Origin of the sequence: Marichromatium gracile (genome assembly GCF_004343155.1) — a bacterium.
Taxonomy (GTDB): domain Bacteria; phylum Pseudomonadota; class Gammaproteobacteria; order Chromatiales; family Chromatiaceae; genus Marichromatium; species Marichromatium gracile.
Genome location: NZ_SMDC01000007.1, coordinates 24,678 through 42,563, shown reverse-complemented (window position 1 = coordinate 42,563; position 17,886 = coordinate 24,678). Strand labels below are relative to the sequence as shown.

Annotated in this window: 12 protein-coding genes; 4 read left to right on the top strand and 8 right to left on the bottom strand. The window is 69.6% G+C overall.

The window, feature by feature from the left end; all coding sequences use genetic code 11:
• Positions 1 to 118: 118 nt before the first annotated feature.
• The 6 genes from EDC29_RS11090 to leuA form a co-directional block, all read right to left on the bottom strand.
• Positions 119 to 3,244: an efflux RND transporter permease subunit gene (locus EDC29_RS11090; protein ID WP_123140360.1), complete on the bottom strand. Its 3,126-nt coding sequence runs from the start codon at positions 3,242 to 3,244 to the stop codon at positions 119 to 121.
• Positions 3,241 to 4,473: an HlyD family secretion protein gene (locus EDC29_RS11085; protein ID WP_132229839.1), complete on the bottom strand. Its 1,233-nt coding sequence runs from the start codon at positions 4,471 to 4,473 to the stop codon at positions 3,241 to 3,243. Before EDC29_RS11085 ends, EDC29_RS11090 begins: the two co-directional genes overlap by 4 nt.
• 227 nt (positions 4,474 to 4,700) lie before the next feature.
• Positions 4,701 to 5,990, bottom strand: a complete 1,290-nt coding sequence (gene bioA, locus EDC29_RS11080; protein WP_132229837.1) for an adenosylmethionine--8-amino-7-oxononanoate transaminase — start codon at positions 5,988 to 5,990, stop codon at positions 4,701 to 4,703.
• Positions 5,991 to 6,086: 96 nt separating this feature from the next.
• Positions 6,087 to 7,523, bottom strand: coding sequence for a GTPase/DUF3482 domain-containing protein (locus tag EDC29_RS11075; RefSeq protein ID WP_123142573.1), 1,437 nt, complete (start codon positions 7,521 to 7,523; stop codon positions 6,087 to 6,089).
• Entirely contained in the window at positions 7,523 to 10,417 is a 2,895-nt protein-coding gene (locus tag EDC29_RS11070; protein WP_132229835.1) for a DUF2868 domain-containing protein, read from the bottom strand. Before EDC29_RS11070 ends, EDC29_RS11075 begins: the two co-directional genes overlap by 1 nt.
• Positions 10,418 to 10,596: 179 nt before the next feature.
• The gene (gene leuA / locus EDC29_RS11065) at positions 10,597 to 12,264 is read right to left on the bottom strand and encodes a 2-isopropylmalate synthase (RefSeq protein WP_132229833.1); all 1,668 of its coding nucleotides are present in this window, start codon (positions 12,262 to 12,264) and stop codon (positions 10,597 to 10,599) included.
• A gap of 419 nt (positions 12,265 to 12,683) precedes the next feature.
• Between leuA and EDC29_RS11060 the strand changes: the two genes are divergently transcribed.
• Both EDC29_RS11060 and EDC29_RS11055 read left to right on the top strand, forming a co-directional pair.
• A complete protein-coding gene (locus EDC29_RS11060; RefSeq protein ID WP_123140366.1) occupies positions 12,684 to 13,148 on the top strand; it encodes an Lrp/AsnC family transcriptional regulator in 465 nt (154 codons plus the stop codon).
• Positions 13,149 to 13,470: 322 nt separating this feature from the next.
• On the top strand, positions 13,471 to 13,722 hold the full coding sequence (locus tag EDC29_RS11055) for a hypothetical protein (RefSeq protein ID WP_223806093.1): 252 nt from the start codon (positions 13,471 to 13,473) through the stop codon (positions 13,720 to 13,722).
• A 16-nt stretch (positions 13,723 to 13,738) separates the two neighbouring features.
• Here EDC29_RS11055 and EDC29_RS11050 read toward each other — a convergent pair whose 3' ends face one another.
• Together EDC29_RS11050 and pssA are read right to left on the bottom strand one after the other, a co-directional pair.
• Positions 13,739 to 14,641, bottom strand: coding sequence for a patatin-like phospholipase family protein (locus tag EDC29_RS11050; protein WP_123140367.1), 903 nt, complete (start codon positions 14,639 to 14,641; stop codon positions 13,739 to 13,741).
• Positions 14,642 to 14,660: 19 nt separating this feature from the next.
• On the bottom strand, positions 14,661 to 15,404 hold the full coding sequence (gene pssA, locus EDC29_RS11045) for a CDP-diacylglycerol--serine O-phosphatidyltransferase (RefSeq protein WP_123140368.1): 744 nt from the start codon (positions 15,402 to 15,404) through the stop codon (positions 14,661 to 14,663).
• Positions 15,405 to 15,572: 168 nt separating this feature from the next.
• Here pssA and hoxE point away from each other — a divergent pair, with 168 nt between their 5' ends.
• Together hoxE and EDC29_RS11035 are read left to right on the top strand one after the other, a co-directional pair.
• On the top strand, positions 15,573 to 16,115 hold the full coding sequence (gene hoxE / locus EDC29_RS11040) for a bidirectional hydrogenase complex protein HoxE (RefSeq protein ID WP_123140369.1): 543 nt from the start codon (positions 15,573 to 15,575) through the stop codon (positions 16,113 to 16,115).
• Positions 16,116 to 16,271: 156 nt separating this feature from the next.
• The gene (locus EDC29_RS11035) at positions 16,272 to 17,882 is read left to right on the top strand and encodes a (2Fe-2S) ferredoxin domain-containing protein (RefSeq protein ID WP_123142577.1); all 1,611 of its coding nucleotides are present in this window, start codon (positions 16,272 to 16,274) and stop codon (positions 17,880 to 17,882) included.
• Positions 17,883 to 17,886: the final 4 nt, after the last annotated feature.

Genomic DNA, 17,886 nt, shown 5'->3' with positions numbered 1-17,886 from the left:
ATCCCTTCGCATCACCAGACCGCTTCACCCCGAATCCCCAGTCACGCCGCAACCGACGTCACGGGGATGATGGCCGAAGCCTACTGCCCTGGCCTCGTCCTTGGCAAACGCAGCGTGCTCAGGCGGGCCGCACGCGCAGCGCCTGCAACCGGGCATGGATGCTCTCGTGCACCGACAGCAGCGCCGGGATCACCAGCAACACCAACAGGGTCGCGAAGGCCAGACCGAAGGCGATCGAGGTCGCCATCGGGATCAGGAACTGGGCCTGAACCGAGGTCTCGAAGAGCAGTGGCATCAGCCCGGCGACCGTAGTCAGACTGGTCAGCAACACCGCGCGCAGACGCTGACAGGCAGCCTCGACCAGGGCGTCCTGGCGCCCCAGCCCCTGGTCGATCAACTGCTGATAGAACTTCACCAGGATGATCGAATCGTTGATCACGATCCCGGAGAGGCCGAACATGCCGAACAGCGACAGGATGGTGACGTCGATGTCGATCAACCAGTGCCCGAACAGCGCCCCGGTCAGACCGAAGGGGATGGCGGCCATCACCACCAGCGGCCAGCCGTAGGAGGCGAACACCCAGGCGAGGATGATATAGATCAGGATCAGCCCGAGCAGCAGGCCCTTGCGCATGTCCCCCAGGGTCTCGCGCTGATCGGCCGAGCGTCCCTCGAACGAGTAGCTGATACCGTGGAGACGCTGCAGCTCGGGCAAGGGCCCGGCAGCGAGCGACTCGAGCACCGCGCCGACCTCGCTGACCTCGGAGTCGACATCGGCCGAGACCTCGACGGCGAGCTTGCCGCCGGCATGACGCAGGATCTCGAAGCCACGGCGCGAATCCCACTCGGCCACCGCGCTCAGCGGCACCGCCGAACCGTCGGGCAGACGCACGTTGAAGCGATAGAGCGCGCCGAGCTGGTCGCGCTCGGCGCGCGGCAACCGCACCCGCACCTCGACCTCGTCGGCGCCGTCCTGGAAGATCTGTACCAGCTGGCCGTCGAAGGCGTTGCGCAGCTGGCGCCCCAGGTCCTCGACGGTCAGCCCCAGCGCCTCGCCCGCCGGCGAGAGCCGATAGATGATCTGCTCGCGCCCATAGGCCATGTCGTCCTCCACCTCACCGACCCCGGGCATGCCCTTGAGCGCCTCGGAGAGCGCCAGCGCGGCCTCCTTGAGGGTCTCGGCCTCGGCACCGTTGAGACGCACCGTGAGATCACGCCCCGGCGGTCCGGCCCGGCGCGAGGTGATGGTGAAGGACTCCAGCCCCGGCGGCTGCTCGATGCGCGCGCGCCAGGCGCGGATGAACTCGGCGTTGCGCACCGTGCGCGCATCGGTCGGGGTGAGCTCGACGCGCAGCCCGCCGAGCTGATCGGCGGTCGAGCCGGCGCTCTCGGGCTTGCTGCCGTGCAGCGCGATGGCCAGGTTGACCAGCCGCCCCTGATCGAAGCTCGCCTCGGTCTCGCGCAGGGTGTGGTCGAGATGTTCGAGGAAGTCATCGACGCGCGCGCGCGGCGTGCCGGCGACGAAGGTCACATTGGCATTGATGATCTGACTCTCGGGCGTGGGGAAGAAGACGAAGGTCATGCGCCCCCCGGCGAGCAGGCCGACGGCGATCATCAACAGCGCCACCGCCGCGCTGATGGTGGCGAAGCGGTGCTCCACGGCGTGCGTCACCAGCGGGCGGAAGAACTCGTCGCGCAGCCGCTCGAAGCCGCGATCGAGACGCGCGCGCAACGAGCCCGGCTGGGTGCGATGGGCGTGGACGAAGGCCCCGCGCAGGTGCCCGGGCAGCACCAGCATGCTCTCGAGCAGCGAGGAGAGGATCACCGCCACCACCACCAGCGGGATGGCGCCGAGGATGTTGCCGATGATCCCGCCAACGAGCATCAGCGGCAGGAAGGCGGCGATGGTGGTCAACGACGAGGCGAGCACCGGGGCGAGCATCCGCCGCACCCCGCCCTCGGCGGCGAGCAGCGGATCCTCGCCCATCTGGTGATGGGCCTGGGCGTCCTCGCCGACGACGATGGCATCGTCGACGATGATGCCGAGCGCCATGATCAGCGCGAACAGGCTCATCATGTTGATGCTGCCGCCGGCGAGATAGAGGATGAACAGGGTCGCCATGAAGGAGACCGGGATGCCCCAGGCGACCCAGAAGGCCACCCGTCCGCTGAGAAACAGGAAGAGGATGGCCACCACCAGGATCAAGCCCCCGGCGCCGTTGCTCACCAACAGCATGATGCGGTCGCGGATCAACTGCCAGGCGGCGTCGTAGACCACCAGCTCGACCCCGGGCGAGAGCGTCGGGCGGGTGTCGGCGAGCCACTGGTCGAGCACCCGCGCCGCCTCCAGCGAATTGCCGAGCTCGGCGCGCTGCAGCACCATCTCCACCGCCGGACGGCCATCGACGGTGAGCAGCAGCTGACCGTCGCGCGGCACCCGCTCGATCTCGGAGACATCGCCGAGATCGATCTGCAGCACCTCCTCGGTCACCACCGGCAGGTCGGCGAACTCCAGCGGATCACGCCGCTTGTCGAGGCTGCGCAGCTCGCGCGCGGCCTCGGCGCGACCGACCTGACCGGCCGGCAGATCGCGGCTGAAGGCGGCCACCCGATCGCCGATCTGCCCCAGGCTCAGGCCGAGCTGCTCGAGACGCTGGTGGTCGACCGCGATGCTGATCTCCTCCTCCGGCAACCCGCGGATGTCGACCTTGTCGATCCCGCGATCGAGCAGCTCGGACTCGAAGCGGCGCACCAGATGACGCAGCTCCTCGGGGCGATCCGGGCCACTCACCAGCAGCCGCGCCACGGTCTCGTAGCGGGTGGCGAGCGCCACCTCGGGCTTCTCGGCGTCCTGCGGCAGGTTGCGGAAGTTGTCGACCAGCCGCCTGACCTGATCGAGCGCGAGCAGCGGGTCGGTGTCCTCGTCGAACTCCAGGGTGATCGCCGAGATCCCCTGCGAGGAGGTCGAGGTCAGGTCACTGAGTCCGTCGACGCTACGCAGACGCTGCTCGAGCGGGTTGGTGATGCCATCCTCGACGTCCTCGGCACTGGCCCCGGTCCACACCACCCGGACGCTGACGATGTCGAGATCGAAGTTGGGGAAGAACTGGATGTTGAGCCGATCGAGGGCGAAGATGCCGCTGAGGATCATCATCACCATCAGCAGGTTGGCCGCGACCTTGTGGTGTGCAAACAGCCCGATCAGGTCGCTGCGATGTCCCGTTGCCCGACGCGCCCGGCTCACTGATGCGCCTCCACCCGCAGCCCGTCGACGGCGTTGGGCATGTGGGTGACCACCAGCTGGTCACCGGAGACGAGTTCGGGCGCCGCGACCAGCAGCCGTTCCTCGCCATCGGGCGCGAACCAGCTCCCCAGGGTGCGCACCGCGACCGCGCGCATCCGCCCGTCGACGAAGGTATAGACCCGGTTGCCGCCGTAGACCGCGGCGAAGGGCACCGCCACCACCGACTCGCGCAACGGACGCTCCAGGCGCAGCGTGAGCATCTGACCAATACGTAACCACTCGGCCCCTTCGGTGAGGGTGAAGAGCCCGTCGATGCCGCTCGGATCGGCCTCGCCGGCGAGCCGCTCGAGCACCAGCCCGACACGACCACCATCGACCAGCGCCGAGGCCGGCAAGGAGCCGGCGTTGCGCAGCGCGGCGGCAAGCTCGGCCTGATAGGGCGCGGGGATGCGGGCGCGCACCTCGAGCCCGGCGAGCGGATAGAGCGAGAGCAGCACCTCGTCGGTCTTGACCTGATCGCCCACAGCGACCTCCACCGCGCTGACCACCCCGGCGTAAGGCGCGACCACGCGCGAGCGGGCGAACGCCAGTCGCGCCTCCTCGTACTCGGCACGGGCCTGTTGCAACCGCGCCTCGAGGGCGCGCCGGCGCGCCGGGTAGTCGGCGATGCGCATGCTGCGTTCGCTCACCGCCAGACGCTGACGGGCCAGGTCCTGTTCGGCGATGTCGAGGTCGTTCTGCGAGCCGACCTGACGGCGGGTGAGGCTCTTGGCGCGCGCCACCGCGTCCTCGGAGAGTTCGAGCAGGCGGTGCTCCTGTTCGAGCGCTGCCTGATCGCTCTCCTGACCGTTGCGCTCGCTCTCGAGCTGGGCCTCGAGCTCGGCGACCTGGGCGCCGGTGCGGGCGAGCGCCGGCACCAGATCGCGCGGATCGAGTTCGAGCAGCAGCTGGCCGGGCACCACCCGCTCACCCTCGCGCACCAGCACCCGCGCCACCCGCGCCGAGGCCGAGGCCGCCGCGCGCAGCAGGTCGGGGTTCTCGACCTGGCCGTAGAGTTCGAGCATCGGCGCCAGCGCACGCGGTTCGAGCGGCTCCAGCGCCACCCGCCAGATCCGCTCGCGGGTCTCGGTGACCGGGCGATCGGGGCGGGTTTGCTTGAGATACTGGAAGACACCGAAACCGACGGCGAGGATCAGGACGGGCAGCAACAACTTGAGCAGACGATTCACGGTGTCCCTTGGTCGATTGAGCTGGGGTTGGATGCGCCGTCATCGGCGCCCGGGGCGACGATGACCAGGCCGGCGGGCGGTCTCACCCTCCGGGAGAGGCATTGTGCCGAGGCGCAGGCCACCCTGCTACGGCAAATGTGGTGGATGCCATTTGTTTCCACGATTACCGCCACCGCCACCAGATCAGGGCAGCGGTGGGCGGAAACAACGCCAGGACGGCAGCGAGATCAGTCCGCGGCCGAGTCGGCGACCACGGCAACCACCGCGGCGCAGAGCGCCTCGAGCTCCTCGGGCGTGATCACGAAGGGGGGCATCAGATAGATCAGCCGACCGAACGGACGCACCCAGACGCCACGCTCGACGAAGCGACGCTGGATCTCGCGCATCGCCACCGGTTCGGTCATCTCGACCACACCGATCGCGCCCAGCACCCGCACCTCGGCCACCCCGGGCAGCGCGCGCGCCGGCGCCAGAGCACGCTCGAGCCCGGCAGCGATGGCCGCCACCCGGCCCTGCCAGTCGTCCTCGAGCAGCAGCCCGAGGCTGGCGTTGGCCACCGCGCAGGCAAGCGGATTGCCCATGAAGGTCGGTCCGTGCATGAAGGCGCCGGGCTCGGCCCCGGAGATGGTATCGGCCACGCGCGTGCTGGCGAGGGTGGCGGCGAGCGTCATGTAGCCGCCGGTCAGTGCCTTGCCGACGGTCATGATGTCCGGGGCGATGCCGGCGTGCTCGCAGGCGAACAGCCGCCCGGTGCGCCCGAAGCCGGTGGCGATCTCGTCGGCGATCAGCAGCACCTCGAAGCGATCGCACAGCGCTCGCACCTGCGCCAGGTAGTCGGCGCTGTAGAAGCGCATGCCGCCGGCGCCCTGGACGATGGGTTCGAGGATCACCGCGGCCAGCTCGTGCTGGTGGCGCTCGATCAGCGTGGCGAACTCGGCGATCGCCGCCGGCGTGCAGGGCTCGCCGTAGCGACACTCGGGCGCCGGGGCGAAGACCTGCTGCGGCAGGGTGGCGCTGAACAGGTGGTGCATCCCGGTGACCGGATCGCACACCGACATGGCGTTGAAGGTATCGCCGTGATAACCGCGACGGATGGTCATCAGGCGATGGCGCTCGGGGCGACCGGCGGCCTGCCAGAACTGCAGCGCCATCTTGATCGCCACCTCCACCGAGACCGAGCCCGAATCGCAGAGGAAGACGTGTTGCAGCGGCTCCGGGGTGATCGCCACCAGCCGCTCGACGAGCTGCGCCGCCGGCTCGTGGGTGAGTCCGCCGAACATCACGTGCGCCATGCGCTCGAGCTGATCGCGCGCGGCTTGGTTGAGCACCGGGTGGTTGTAGCCGTGGATCGCGCACCACCAGGAGGACATGCCGTCGATCAGCTCGCGCCCGTCGCTCAGCTCGATGCGGCAGCCGCGCGCGGCGCGCACCGGATAGACCGGGTCGCGATCGCGGGTGGAGGTATAGGGGTGCCAGGCATGGGCCTGATCGATGGCGAGGATGTCGTTGGCTTGCATGGTTGGTCGATCGCACGGGCCGCCTTGGATGGGATGAAGGACACACCGCCCGCGCGCGGCCCTGCTCGCGGACGGGATGAAGCCATGACATGTCGGCTACATGTCGGCGCGGCTGTCGATCCGACTGGTGGCGACGCCGGAGAGGATCTCCTTGATGATCTCGCGACAGGCCGCCTCGCGGTCGCAGTCGCGACCGCGGCGCGCGGCCTGGAAGAAGCGCGCGAGCTCACGCTGCTGCGACTGGGTGAGCTCCTCGGAGAAGCCACGGCGCACCGCGACGCGCTCGGGGACCTTGTTCGCCGCCTCCTCGTCGGCGGCCTGACGACCATGCGCCCAGTTCATCGCCCGCGCGCTGTAGAGCACGATGCGATCGAGCAGCACGAAGGGGAAGCGCGGGTCGGAGACCGGCCCCATGGTGAAGCGCTGGGTGCCGGGGGCGCGCTCGATATCGAGCTTGGCCAGCGCCTTGCCGCCGACCAGTCCGAGCACGCCGCCGGTGAAGGCGCCGATCAGCGCCCCGGCGCCGAGCGAGTGACCGGCGGCGGCGAGATCGACGGTGGCCCCGGAGGCGGCACCGGCGGCGACCCCGACCATCGCCAGCTGACGCCGCGACAGCCCCAGTGCCTGACCGACCTCGTCGGAGAACAGATCCTGGTTGAGGATGGAGTCCGGCGGCAGGTTCCAGACATGATGGCGGAAGTTGGCGCGGACATGCTCCTGGGCGTCGAGTTCGAGCTGGCGCAGCCCCTGCTCGAACTCGGCGGCGACCTCGTCGCGGATACGCTCGCGCCCGGTCTTGAACACCAGCTTGCCGTTCTTCACGGTACGGGTCACGCGATAGGAGAGCGCATCCTTGAGCAACTGCAGGATGGTGTTGACCGCCTGGTCAGTGCGCCGCTCCCAGTCGCAGGCGAAGGCGTCGATCGCCTCCTCGACGCGTTCCTCCCAGCGCTGATCGATGCTCTTGAGCGCCTCGAGCAGCTTGATGCGCTCGCTGTAGGTGGCGCGGTGGGCATTGAACTCGCGCACCGAGTTGAACGCCTTGCTCAGCGCGTCCTGCCACTGCGCCATGTGGCGATCCTGGTTGGTGAGGTTGTTGAGGATCGCCATGCGCGGACGGCCGGTGAGACGCAGCAGCTCGATCTCGACCCGGTCCTTCTCCTTGATGCGCTTGGAGCCGTCGACCACCAGGATGATGCCCGCGCCCTCGGCCACCGGCTGCAGCAGGGCGCAGTCGTGGGCGAACAGCGGGTCGCGCTGATGGGTGTCGACGAAGGCGCGCGCCAGATCGCCCACCGACTCGTTGGCCTGGAACCACTCGAGGATGGCGTTGGGGTTCTGGAAGCCCGGGGTGTCGATGAACTCGACCACCGTGCGGCCATCGATGATCACCGGGTAGCTGGTCGACTCGGTGGTGGTGCCGGCGCGCTTGTCGATCGCGATCCGGTCGTTCTCGGTGAGGGTGGCGACCACCGAGGACTTGCCCGCGTTGGGGTGTCCCATGATCGCCAGGCGTGGGATCTTCACCGCCATCAATCTTCTCCATCCTGCGGCTGCGGCTGCGGCGCCAGCATCTCGAGACGCAGATAGGGGTCGGCCATCTGCTCGATCTTGCGCTGCCAGTCGGTGTAATCGAAGGTGCTGAGCGGCGGCAGGCGGTCCTCGTCCTCGGGGTCGCCGACCAGCGCGAGCAGCATCTGTGCCTGGGTGCCGGCGGCGGCGCGCAGCTCGCGCAGGAACACCAGGTTCTCGGTGATCGGCGGCTGCGAGCCGTCCTGGATGATGGCGATGCGCGCCGGCGGCGCCTCCCAGGCCCCGTCGGTCACCAGGGCGAGCGCCTCCTCGGTCATCTGGCTGCCGGCGCCGAAGGGCGCCCGGGCGCCGATCCGCCACCCGGTGTGCTGCGCGAGCAGCGCGGCCAGTCGCGGCTGATCCTCGGGCTCGAGCACGTCGTCGATGTCGACATGGATCAGCAGCAGACAGCCGTCGGGGGCGAAACGCGGCCCAGCGCCTGAGGCCACCGGCACCACAGGTTCGGGTTCGGGTTCGGGTTCGGGCTCGGGCTCGGGCTCAGGCTCGGGCTCGGGCTCGGGCTCGGGCTCGGGCTCGGGCTCAGGCTCAGGCTCAGGCTCGGGCTCAGGCTCAGGCTCAGGCTCAGGCTCAGGCTCAGGCTCAGGCTCAGGCTCAGGCTCAGGTTGGGGTGTCGACTCGGGCTCGGGTTCCGGCACGCGTTCCGCTTCTGACGTGGGCTCTGCGGCCGACTCGACGAGCGTCGCGGCCTGCGTCTGCGGGGGCTCGGGCGCTCCTTCGGGCTCGGCGGTCGTCTTCTCCGCCTCCGGCTCGGTCTCGCCCTCGGTCACCTCGCCCCCTTGCTCGGATTCCGGCTCGGCGACGGACTCGGGCGCCTTGTTCTCGAACTCGCGCTCATCCGCCTCGGGCGCCGCGGTCGAGCGCGCCTGATCCACCGACGAGACGGCGTCGGACACGATCGACGATTGCGACGCCGCCGCGACCGACTGCGCGGCGGGCTCGGTCCTCGACGCGGCCTCCGGATCGGGCTCGATGAGACGCGCGGCCCCGGTATCGCCAACCCTCTCCTGCCCCTCTCCCGACTCAGATGCCGCGTGCGGCTCGGGCTCGGGCTCTGGCTCTGGCTCTGGCTCTGGCTCTGGCTCGGGCTCGGGCTCGGGCTCGGGTCGGGGTGTCGGCTCGGGCTCGGGTTCCGGTTCTGACGCAGGCTCCACGACCGGCTCGACCGCCGGCCGCGGGGGCTCGGGCACTCCCTCGGGTTCGGCGGCCGCCGGCGCCGCCTTCGGCTCGGCCTCGGGCTCGGTGACGGGCTCGGACGCCGAGGTCCGGTCCTCGACCGGGGGCTCGGCGACCTGCTCGAACACCGGCGGGGTCGCTCGGGGCCCAGGCGTCCCCGCCGCAGTCTCGGCGGTCGAATCCGCCGCCGCGACCTCGCCCACGGACGGTGCCGCGCTCGGGACGGGCGGCGTCACCGGCATGGTCGGGACCGCAGGGACCGCCGGTCGAGCGGCGGTCTCTGGCGCCGACCGAATGGCGGCTGGCGGGGTCGAGGTCTCGTCCACCGGGGTCGATTGCGGCGGCACCGGAGCGCGCCGCTGCACCTGATCGCGCCAGGGCCGGGCGACGTGCAGCGGCACCTTGGCGCGCGGCTCACCCGCCTCCTTGGGCTTGCGCTCGCCGGGGGCAACCGGCGCCGGGATGTGCATCTCGGCTCCGCCCTCGCCGCCGACCCCGGTGAAGTCGAGCCGGGGGTTGAGCATCCGCGCATAGAGCGCCTGGGTACGGCCATGGGTGAAGGGCAGCCGCTCCAGCGACAGCCGCAGGACCAGGCGCGAGGCCCAGTAGAGCAGCAGCCGCGGCAGCAGCCCGTAGGAGATTACCGCCAGCACCAGGAACCAGCGCCAGGAGCGCAGGTGCTCGGGGTCGGGCCGGGCCACCGAGGACATCGCCCATTGTTCGAGATAGATCCGCGAGCCCTCGATCTGCTCCAGGGTCGGATAGCCGACGCCCTCGCCGAACAGCCAGCCCCAGGGGGTGGCGATCAGCCGTGCGAGGTCGTGGATGGTCTGCGGGTGTACGGCGAGCGCCGAGCCCCAGCCGAAGGCGATGTCGGTGAACCACTCGAGCATCACCGTGGTGAGGATCACCCCGAGGTTGAAGGCCACCCCGAAGAGCTGGGCCGGGATCAGCAGCGGCAGGTAGGCGATCGGACCGTAGAGCGCATACTGCGCGCGCAGCAGCCCCTGGGTGGACTGGGCGCGCTCGCGCACCTCCTCGGTGCTGTGCGCCAGGCGCTGGTGCTGCAACCAGCCCGCGCCCTTGCTGAGCTGGGGCTGGATGAGACGGGTCAGCAGCGAGAGGTCCTGGCCGATCGCCGCGCCGGTGCGCACCCGGCGCGTCACCCAGGTCGAGACCAGGGCGACGACCAGGGCGAACTGTACGAACACCAGCAGGAACAGGTACCAGGTGACGCTGACCGGCTGCAGCCCGTCGTAGTTGAGCAGCGCCGAGGCCACCGCCACGCCGAGCAGGAAGCCGGCGCCGCCGAGCAACAGGTTGCCCAGTCGCTGCGCCGAGGCAAAGGCCGCGCCGGGCAGCAGCGCGCCCATGCCGGCGGGCTCGCGCGCGCGACGCTCGGCGAGCCAGCGACGCAGGCTGGCGCGACGGTGTTCCTGGGTGTGGGGCGCGGCGCCGTCGAGAGGCGCCTGGATGTGTTCGAGATAGAGCGCGCGATCGCGCTCGGTGAGACGCTGACGGGCGGCGGGCTCGTCGCGCAGCGCGCGCTCGTCGGCGTCGAGATAGTATTCGAGGTCGATCAGGTCCGGGACGTCCCAGCGCGCAGCGGCGTCCGGGGTGTGATCGGCCGGGGATTCGCTTGGGTGATGTCGGAGATCCATGGGCTCAGACTGCCGCTCCGTAGTCCAACCGGCTACTCTACGTCGGTTGCGCGGCGAGATCCATACAGGGGGTGCCCCATGCACCGCCTCGGCGGAGCGTCTCCGATCCCGCCACCGGGAGCGGATCATAACCCGTGCGCGCCATGCCCGTCATATCCTTGACGGGCATGGCGCGCCGATCAGGCGGCCTCGGCCCGGGCCAGCGCGGCGCGGTTGAGCGCCTGGAGCACGGCGCGCAGCGAGGCGGTCACGGTATCGCGATCGGTCGCCACGCCGCTGATCGGCACGCCGTCGACCTCGAGCTGGACATAGGCCACCGCCTCGGCCTCGGTGCCGCCGTCGAGCGCGTGCTCCTGATAATCCCGCACCCGCAGGCTGCGGTCGAAGCGGCGCGCGCAGGCATCGACGAAGGCGGCGATGGTGCCCTCGCCCTCGCCGCACCAGCGCTGCTCGCCCTCGCCGGCGTCGATCCGTGCCTCGACGCGGTCGTGACCGGGATGGTCGAGCTGGTAGCCGATCAACCGCGCCGGTCCCTGTTCGCGCAGATAGTGCTCGCGAAACAGCGCGTAGAGGGTGGCGGCGGCAAGCGCCCCGCCGTGGCGCTCGCTCTCGCGCTGCACCACCTGAGCGAACTCGACCTGCAACCAGCGCGGCAGGCGCAAGCCGTAGTCCTGTTCGAGCACGAAGGCCACCCCGCCCTTGCCCGACTGGCTGTTGACGCGGATCACCGCGCGGTAGTCACGGCCCAGATCCTGCGGGTCGATCGGCAGATAGGCGACGTCCCAGGGCGCGTCGGGGCGCTGCCGGGCGAGACACTTGCGGATCGCGTCCTGATGGCTGCCGGAGAAGGCGGTATAGACCAGCTCGCCGAACCAGGGGTGACGCGGATGGACCGGCAACCCGGTGCACTCGGTGCAGACGGCGACGATCTCGGCCGGGTCGGAGAGGTCGAGTTCGGGATCGATGCCCTGGCTGTAGAGGTTCATCGCCAGGGTCAGCAGATCGGCGTTGCCGGTGCGCTCGCCGTTGCCGAACAAGGTGCCCTCGACGCGATCGGCGCCGGCGAGCAGCGCCAACTCGGCGGCGGCCACGCCACCACCGCGGTCGTTGTGCGGGTGCACCGAGAGCACCACCGCCTCGCGTCGCGAGAGCCGGGTGGAGATGTACTCGACCTGATCGGCGAAGACGTTGGGGCTGGCGACCTCGACGGTGGCCGGCAGGTTGATGATGCAGGGGCGATCGACCGTCGGCGCCCACTCGGCGAGCACCGCCTCGCACACCTCCAGGGCGTAGTCGGGCTCGGTGGCGGTGAAGCTCTCCGGCGAGTACTCGAAGGTCCAGCGCGTCTCGGGATGACGTGCCGCGGCCTCGCGCAACAGCCGCGCGCCGTTGCGGGCGATCTCGATCACCCCGGCGCGGTCGCGACCGAAGACGCGCTCGCGCTGTACCGGCGAGGTCGAGTTGTAGACATGGACGATCGCCCGCGGTGCGCCGGCGAGCGCCGCGAAGGTGCGCTCGACCAGCGCCTCGCGCGCCTGCACCAACACCTGGACGGTGACGTCCTCGGGGATCTCGTCGTGTTCGATCAACCAGCGCACGAAGTCGTAATCGGGCTGGCTGGCGGCCGGGAAACCGACCTCGATCTCCTTGAAGCCGAGCTTGACCAGCAATCGCCACAACCGCTGCTTGTGCGCGACATCCATCGGCTCGAGCAGTGCCTGGTTGCCGTCGCGCAGATCGACGCTGGCCCAGCGCGGGGCCTGTTCGACGGTGCGGTTCGGCCACTGGCGGTCGGGCATGGCCATCGCCGGGGACGGCCGGTAGCGGCGATGATCAAAGCGGGTCATGCGCTCTACTCCTTGGCGGGGATGCCCGCCGCTGACACGCGGCGGGGCGGGACGCGGGCCGTGCGACGACGACCCGCGAATGAATCGGGGCCGGTCTTTCCCGGCAGTCAACCCTGAGGGCCTGTGAAGTGACGACCTCGCGCTGTCGTCGCGCAGAGACATGGCGAGCGTCGTCTCCTGTGCCTGGTCCCGGTAAGGACCCTCGGCCGCTCTCGTCCTGGTTGGGACATCGAGCCTGTTTCGGCGCGCGCCTGGTGGGCGTCTGCCGGTGGTTGGCGGCTGGTTGGCCGACGGTTGTAAGTCTACGCCGGAGGCTCAGGCAGAGGATTGCGAATTCGCGCCGCAAAAGCGCGTTTCGCGCAATAAAATGCCAACTCTGAAAACATCCAGACAACTGAAGACGCAACCGCGGAGCCTTGATGAAACTCGATCGCTATGACCGCCGGATCCTCGCCGAACTACAGGACAACGGACGCATCAGCAACCAGGACCTCGCCGAGCGGGTCGGGCTCTCACCCTCGCCCTGTCTGCGTCGGGTACGCGCGCTCGAGGCCGCGGGCATCATCACCGGCCATCGCACCCTGGTTTCGCCCCAGGCGCTCGGGCTCAACCTGCTGGTGATCATCAGCATCTCGATGGATCGCCACACCCCGGAGCGCTTCGAGCGCTTCGAGCGGGCGGTGGCGGCGATGCCCGAGGTCCTGGAGTGTCTGCTGATCACCGGGCGCGACGCCGATTACCAGCTCAAGGTGATCGTCCCCGACATGGAGGCTTATCAGGCACTGTTGATCGAGCGTATCACCCGTATCGAGGGGGTCTCCGGGGTGCACTCGAGCTTCGTGCTGCGGCGGGTGTTCGAACGTACCCAACTGCCGGTGGATTGAGCGCGCGCAAAATCCCTACATTTTCCACTGTTCGAATGGACGCCAAGGCCGATAACAAGGCATGGTCCGTGCTGCATCAACGGCAAGGCAGCGCGCGCGCCGTCGCGATCACAGCGGCGGCCCCGCGCCGGATCCGGGCTCAGCCGCGCCGAGCGGGCTGACCACCCAGTCAGCATCCACGCAACGAGCAGATATCATGTGTAACGAAACATCGAGCAGAGGCACCCATTCCTGGCCGCTCGAGCCGCTTTCGCGACGCAGCGCCGGCCTGACAGCCCTGTCATTGCATGACGAGAATGTCCGTTTCGCCACAACCCGCGGGGTGAGCGAACACAACCGCACCGCCAACTTCGTCCCCGGCTATCTCGACAGCACCAGCGGCGAGTGGGTGCTGTCGCGGTTCCGTGACGGCTCCCCGGCGCCGGTGCATGTGCTCGACGGCCTGCCGCCGACCTGGGTGGCGCGCCGCGATGCCGCCGGCAACGTGGTACAGACCCGTCCCGGGATCGTCTCGGGGTTCGTTCGCGACGGGCTCTTCTACACCCGCGAGGAGGCCATGCTGGCGCTGTGCTGAGAGCAGCGCCCCGAACTCAGCGACGCGCCTCGCGGACGGCCTGCTCGGTGAGGGCGTGGCCGAGCTCGATCAACTCGCTGGCGCGGTGGAACTCGTGCGCGGCACAGGTATCGCGCGGCACATCGATCACCACGTCGGGGCGATAGGCGGCCAGCTGCACCGCGGCGATACTGTTCTGCATGGTCTCGAAGGAGCGGTTCATCAGCTCGAACATCCCCAGCTTGTCCTCGTCCTCGCGGGCGAGATCGAGTCCGATGGCGTCGAGAAACTGGCGAATCCGTTGCTCGTAACCGATCTCGGCAGGGGGCGTGGCCGAGGCCGCGGCATCATTCCGGCGCTCGACCCGGGGGCGTGGCGCCTCGGGGATGGGCTGGGCATTGAGGTTGACCGCAATGGTCAGGTCGGTGAGGTCGCGAAAGGTCGGGGCGATCGGCACCGGATTGAGCAATCCGCCATCGACCAGGGTCTTGCCCAGATAGCAGTGCGGGCGGAACACACCGGGGATCGAGATCGAGGCGCGGATGGCGTCGAACAGCGCGCCGCGCGAGATCCACACCTCGCGCTGGCGGTCGAGGTCGGTGGCCACCGCGGTGAAGACGATCGGCAGATCCTCGATGGCGAAGTCACCGACCATCGCCCGCAGGGTGTCCATGATGCGGTTGCCCTTGATCAGCCCGTCGCCGCTGAAGGCGAAGTCGAGGAAGCGCAGCACGTCGGGACGGCGCAGCGCACACACCCAATGCTTGTAGGCGTCGAGCTCGCCGGCGGCGTGGATGCCTCCGACCAGCGCGCCCATCGAGGCGCCGCTGATCGAGGCGATCCGATAACCATGGGCATTCAGCCACTCGATCACGCCGATGTGGACCAGCCCGCGCGCGCCACCGCTGCCGAGCACCAGGGAGACGAGTTGTCCCGACACCGCGGTTACCCCCGGGCGCTCACTGGCGCCGCCGCGCGCGACGCTGACGCAGACGGATCTGGGTCCATGCCGGACCCGAGAGCGCATAGCTGACCGACATCACAAACAGCACCAGCGGCGGGTTGATGTAGACCACCGCGAAGCTGAGCATGATGACCACGGCGAGCAGGAAGGGCACGCGCCCCTGCAGATTGACCTGCTTGAAGCTCTGATAGCGGAAATTGCTCACCATCAACAGGCCGGCCCCGGCGGTGAGCAGCGCGGCGAGCCATGACAGACTCGCCCCATCGACCCCCAGGTCGGTGCCCAGCCACACACCAGTGGCGATGATCGAGGCAGCCGCCGGACTCGCCAGCCCCTGGAAGTAGCGCTTGTCGGCGATCCCGACCTGGGTATTGAAACGCGCCAGCCGCAGCGCGGCGGCGGCGGTATAGACGAAGGCGGCGAGCCAGCCGACCTTGCCCAGCCCGGAGAGCGCCCAGTGATAGGCGACCAGCGCCGGGGCGACGCCGAAGGCGACCATGTCCGAGAGGCTGTCGTACTCGGCGCCGAAATCGGTCTGGGTATGGGTCAGTCGCGCGATGCGCCCGTCGAAACCATCGAGCACCATGGCCGCGAGCACCGCCAGCGCAGCGGCTTCGAAACGCCCATGGGTGGCCGAGAGCACGGCATAGAAGCCCGCGAACAGCGCGGCAGTGGTGAACAGGTTGGGCAGCAGATAGATGCCGCGGGCCCGTTTGCGGGATGCGAGCGTTTCGTCCATAGTCTCCTTTGTCTGGATGCGCAGCAGGACTTGCACTGGCGCGAGTATAGCCGGGAGCCGACCCCGTCCGAAAGCGAGGAGCGGCACGCGCATCCGGGTGCGATCATCCGGGGACAGACACCGAACGCGCTCGAATCCACGCACCGTCGCCAGACGGACGGAGGGGACATGAGCCTGCATCGACCCAAACCGCCGCTGCCCAGTGACGACACCCGCTGGAAGCTGGTCAACGCCACCATGCGCCGCAACGGCTATGCCGATCACGCCCTGATCGAGACCCTGCACAGCGTCCAGGACGCCTTCGGCTTTCTCGACGAGACCGCGCTCAGGTTCGTCGCCGCCTCGCTCGACGTCCCGTTGAGCAAGGTCTTCGGTGTCGCCACCTTCTATCATCTGTTCCGACTCAAGCCCAAGGGACGTCACACCTGTGTGGTGTGCACCGGCACCGCCTGCTATATCAAGGGGGCGGGCGTGCTGGTCGATGCGCTGCGCGCGCACCACCAGGTCGAGCCCGGCGAGACCACCGCCGACGGCGCGCTCTCGGTGCTCACCGCGCGCTGTGTCGGCGCCTGCGGACTGGCCCCGGCGGCGGTGGTCGACGGCGAGGTCGTCGGCAAGCTCGCCCCGGAAGCACTGCTCGAACGGCTCGATCAGCTCGAACACGCGAAGACCGCACCAGCGCCGCCACCACGCGCCCGCGCGCCGGCCTGAGGCGGCGGCCTCAGCACAGGGGGCGGCGGGCACCGTCAGGCGCCACCGACCAGTCAGCCACCGAGATAGCCAACCTCAAGAGGAGAGCGGGACCGGGGCTTGCCAACGAGCCGTGCTATCCCACCCGGCCACAGCCGGGCTCCCCGCGACAGAGCGATGCATCTGGACGACCTCGCCGAACAGGCCGCCACCATCCGCGCCCGCGACGCGGAGACCGAACACGAGATCCGGGTGTGCATGGCCGCGAGCTGTCAGTCCTCGGGCTCCGGCCAGGTGCTCGATGCGCTGCGTGCCGGGGTCGAGCCGCAGACCCAGAGCTGTCGGGTCAAGGGGGTCGGGTGCATGGGGCTGTGCTCGGCCGGTCCGCTGGTCGCGGTGGCCGCACCCGGCGACACGCTGAACGCCTCGCGCCTCTATCGCGACGTCGCCCCCACCGACGCCCCGGCGATCCTCGACAACCTCGGCAACCCAGAGCCCATCGAGCGGCTGCACTGCCCCACCGACCAGCCCTTCTTCACCGCCCAGCATCGCATCGTGCTCGAACACTCGGGCCGGATCGACCCCGACAGCCTCGACGACGCCATCGCCGTCGGCGGCTACAGCGCCCTGGTGCGCGCGCTCACCGAGCTGACCCCGGCCGAGGTGCTCCGCGAGGTCACCAGCAGCGGCCTGCGCGGTCGCGGCGGCGGCGGCTACCCGACCGGACTGAAGTGGTCGACGGTGGCGAAGATGCCGGGCGGGCAGAAATATGTCGTGTGCAACGCCGACGAGGGCGACCCCGGCGCCTTCATGGATCGCGCGGTGCTCGAGTCAGACCCCCATCGGGTGATCGAGGGCATGGCCATCGCCGGCTATGCCGTCGGCGCGAGCAAGGGCTATGTCTATGTCCGCGCCGAGTACCCGCTGGCCGTCGAGCGGCTCACCAACGCCATCCGCAAGGCCAAGCGCGCCGGCTTCCTCGGCAGCCAGATCGCCGACACCCAGTTCGGCTTCGAGATCGAGCTCCGTCTCGGCGCCGGCGCCTTCGTCTGCGGCGAGGAGACCGCGCTGATGGCCTCGATCCAGGGGCTGCGCGGCCAGCCACGGCCACGCCCGCCCTACCCCGCCGAGGCCGGGCTGTGGGGCTGTCCGACGCTGATCAACAACGTCGAGACCTTCGCCAACATCGCCCCCATCGTGCGCGAGGGCGGCGACTGGTTCGCCGCCCTCGGCACCGAGGGCTCCAAGGGCACCAAGGTCTTCGCGCTCGCCGGCACCATCGTCAACACCGGGCTGATCGAGGTGCCCATGGGCACCCGCCTGGCGCACATCATCGAGGTCATCGGCGGCGGCATCCCCGGCGGCGGTCGGGTCAAGGCGGTACAGACCGGCGGCCCCTCGGGCGGCTGCATCCCCCGCGCCCATCTCGACACCCCGGTCGACTACGACAGCCTCAAGGGCCTGGGCACCATCATGGGGTCGGGGGGGATGATCGTGATGGACGAGCGCTCGAGCATGGTCGATGTCGCGCGCTACTTCATGGAGTTCTGCATGACCGAGTCGTGCGGCAAGTGCGTGCCTTGTCGCACCGGCACCCAGCAGATGCACGCCCTGCTCGAACGCATCGCCGCCGCCGAGGCCGGGCGCGCCGAGCTGGCGCTGCTCGAGGAGCTGTGCGAGGTGGTGCAGGCCACCAGCCTGTGCGGGCTCGGTCAGACCGCGCCCAATCCGGTGCTGAGCACGCTACGCTATTTCCGCGACGAGTACGAGTCGCGACTCGTCGACTGAAGGC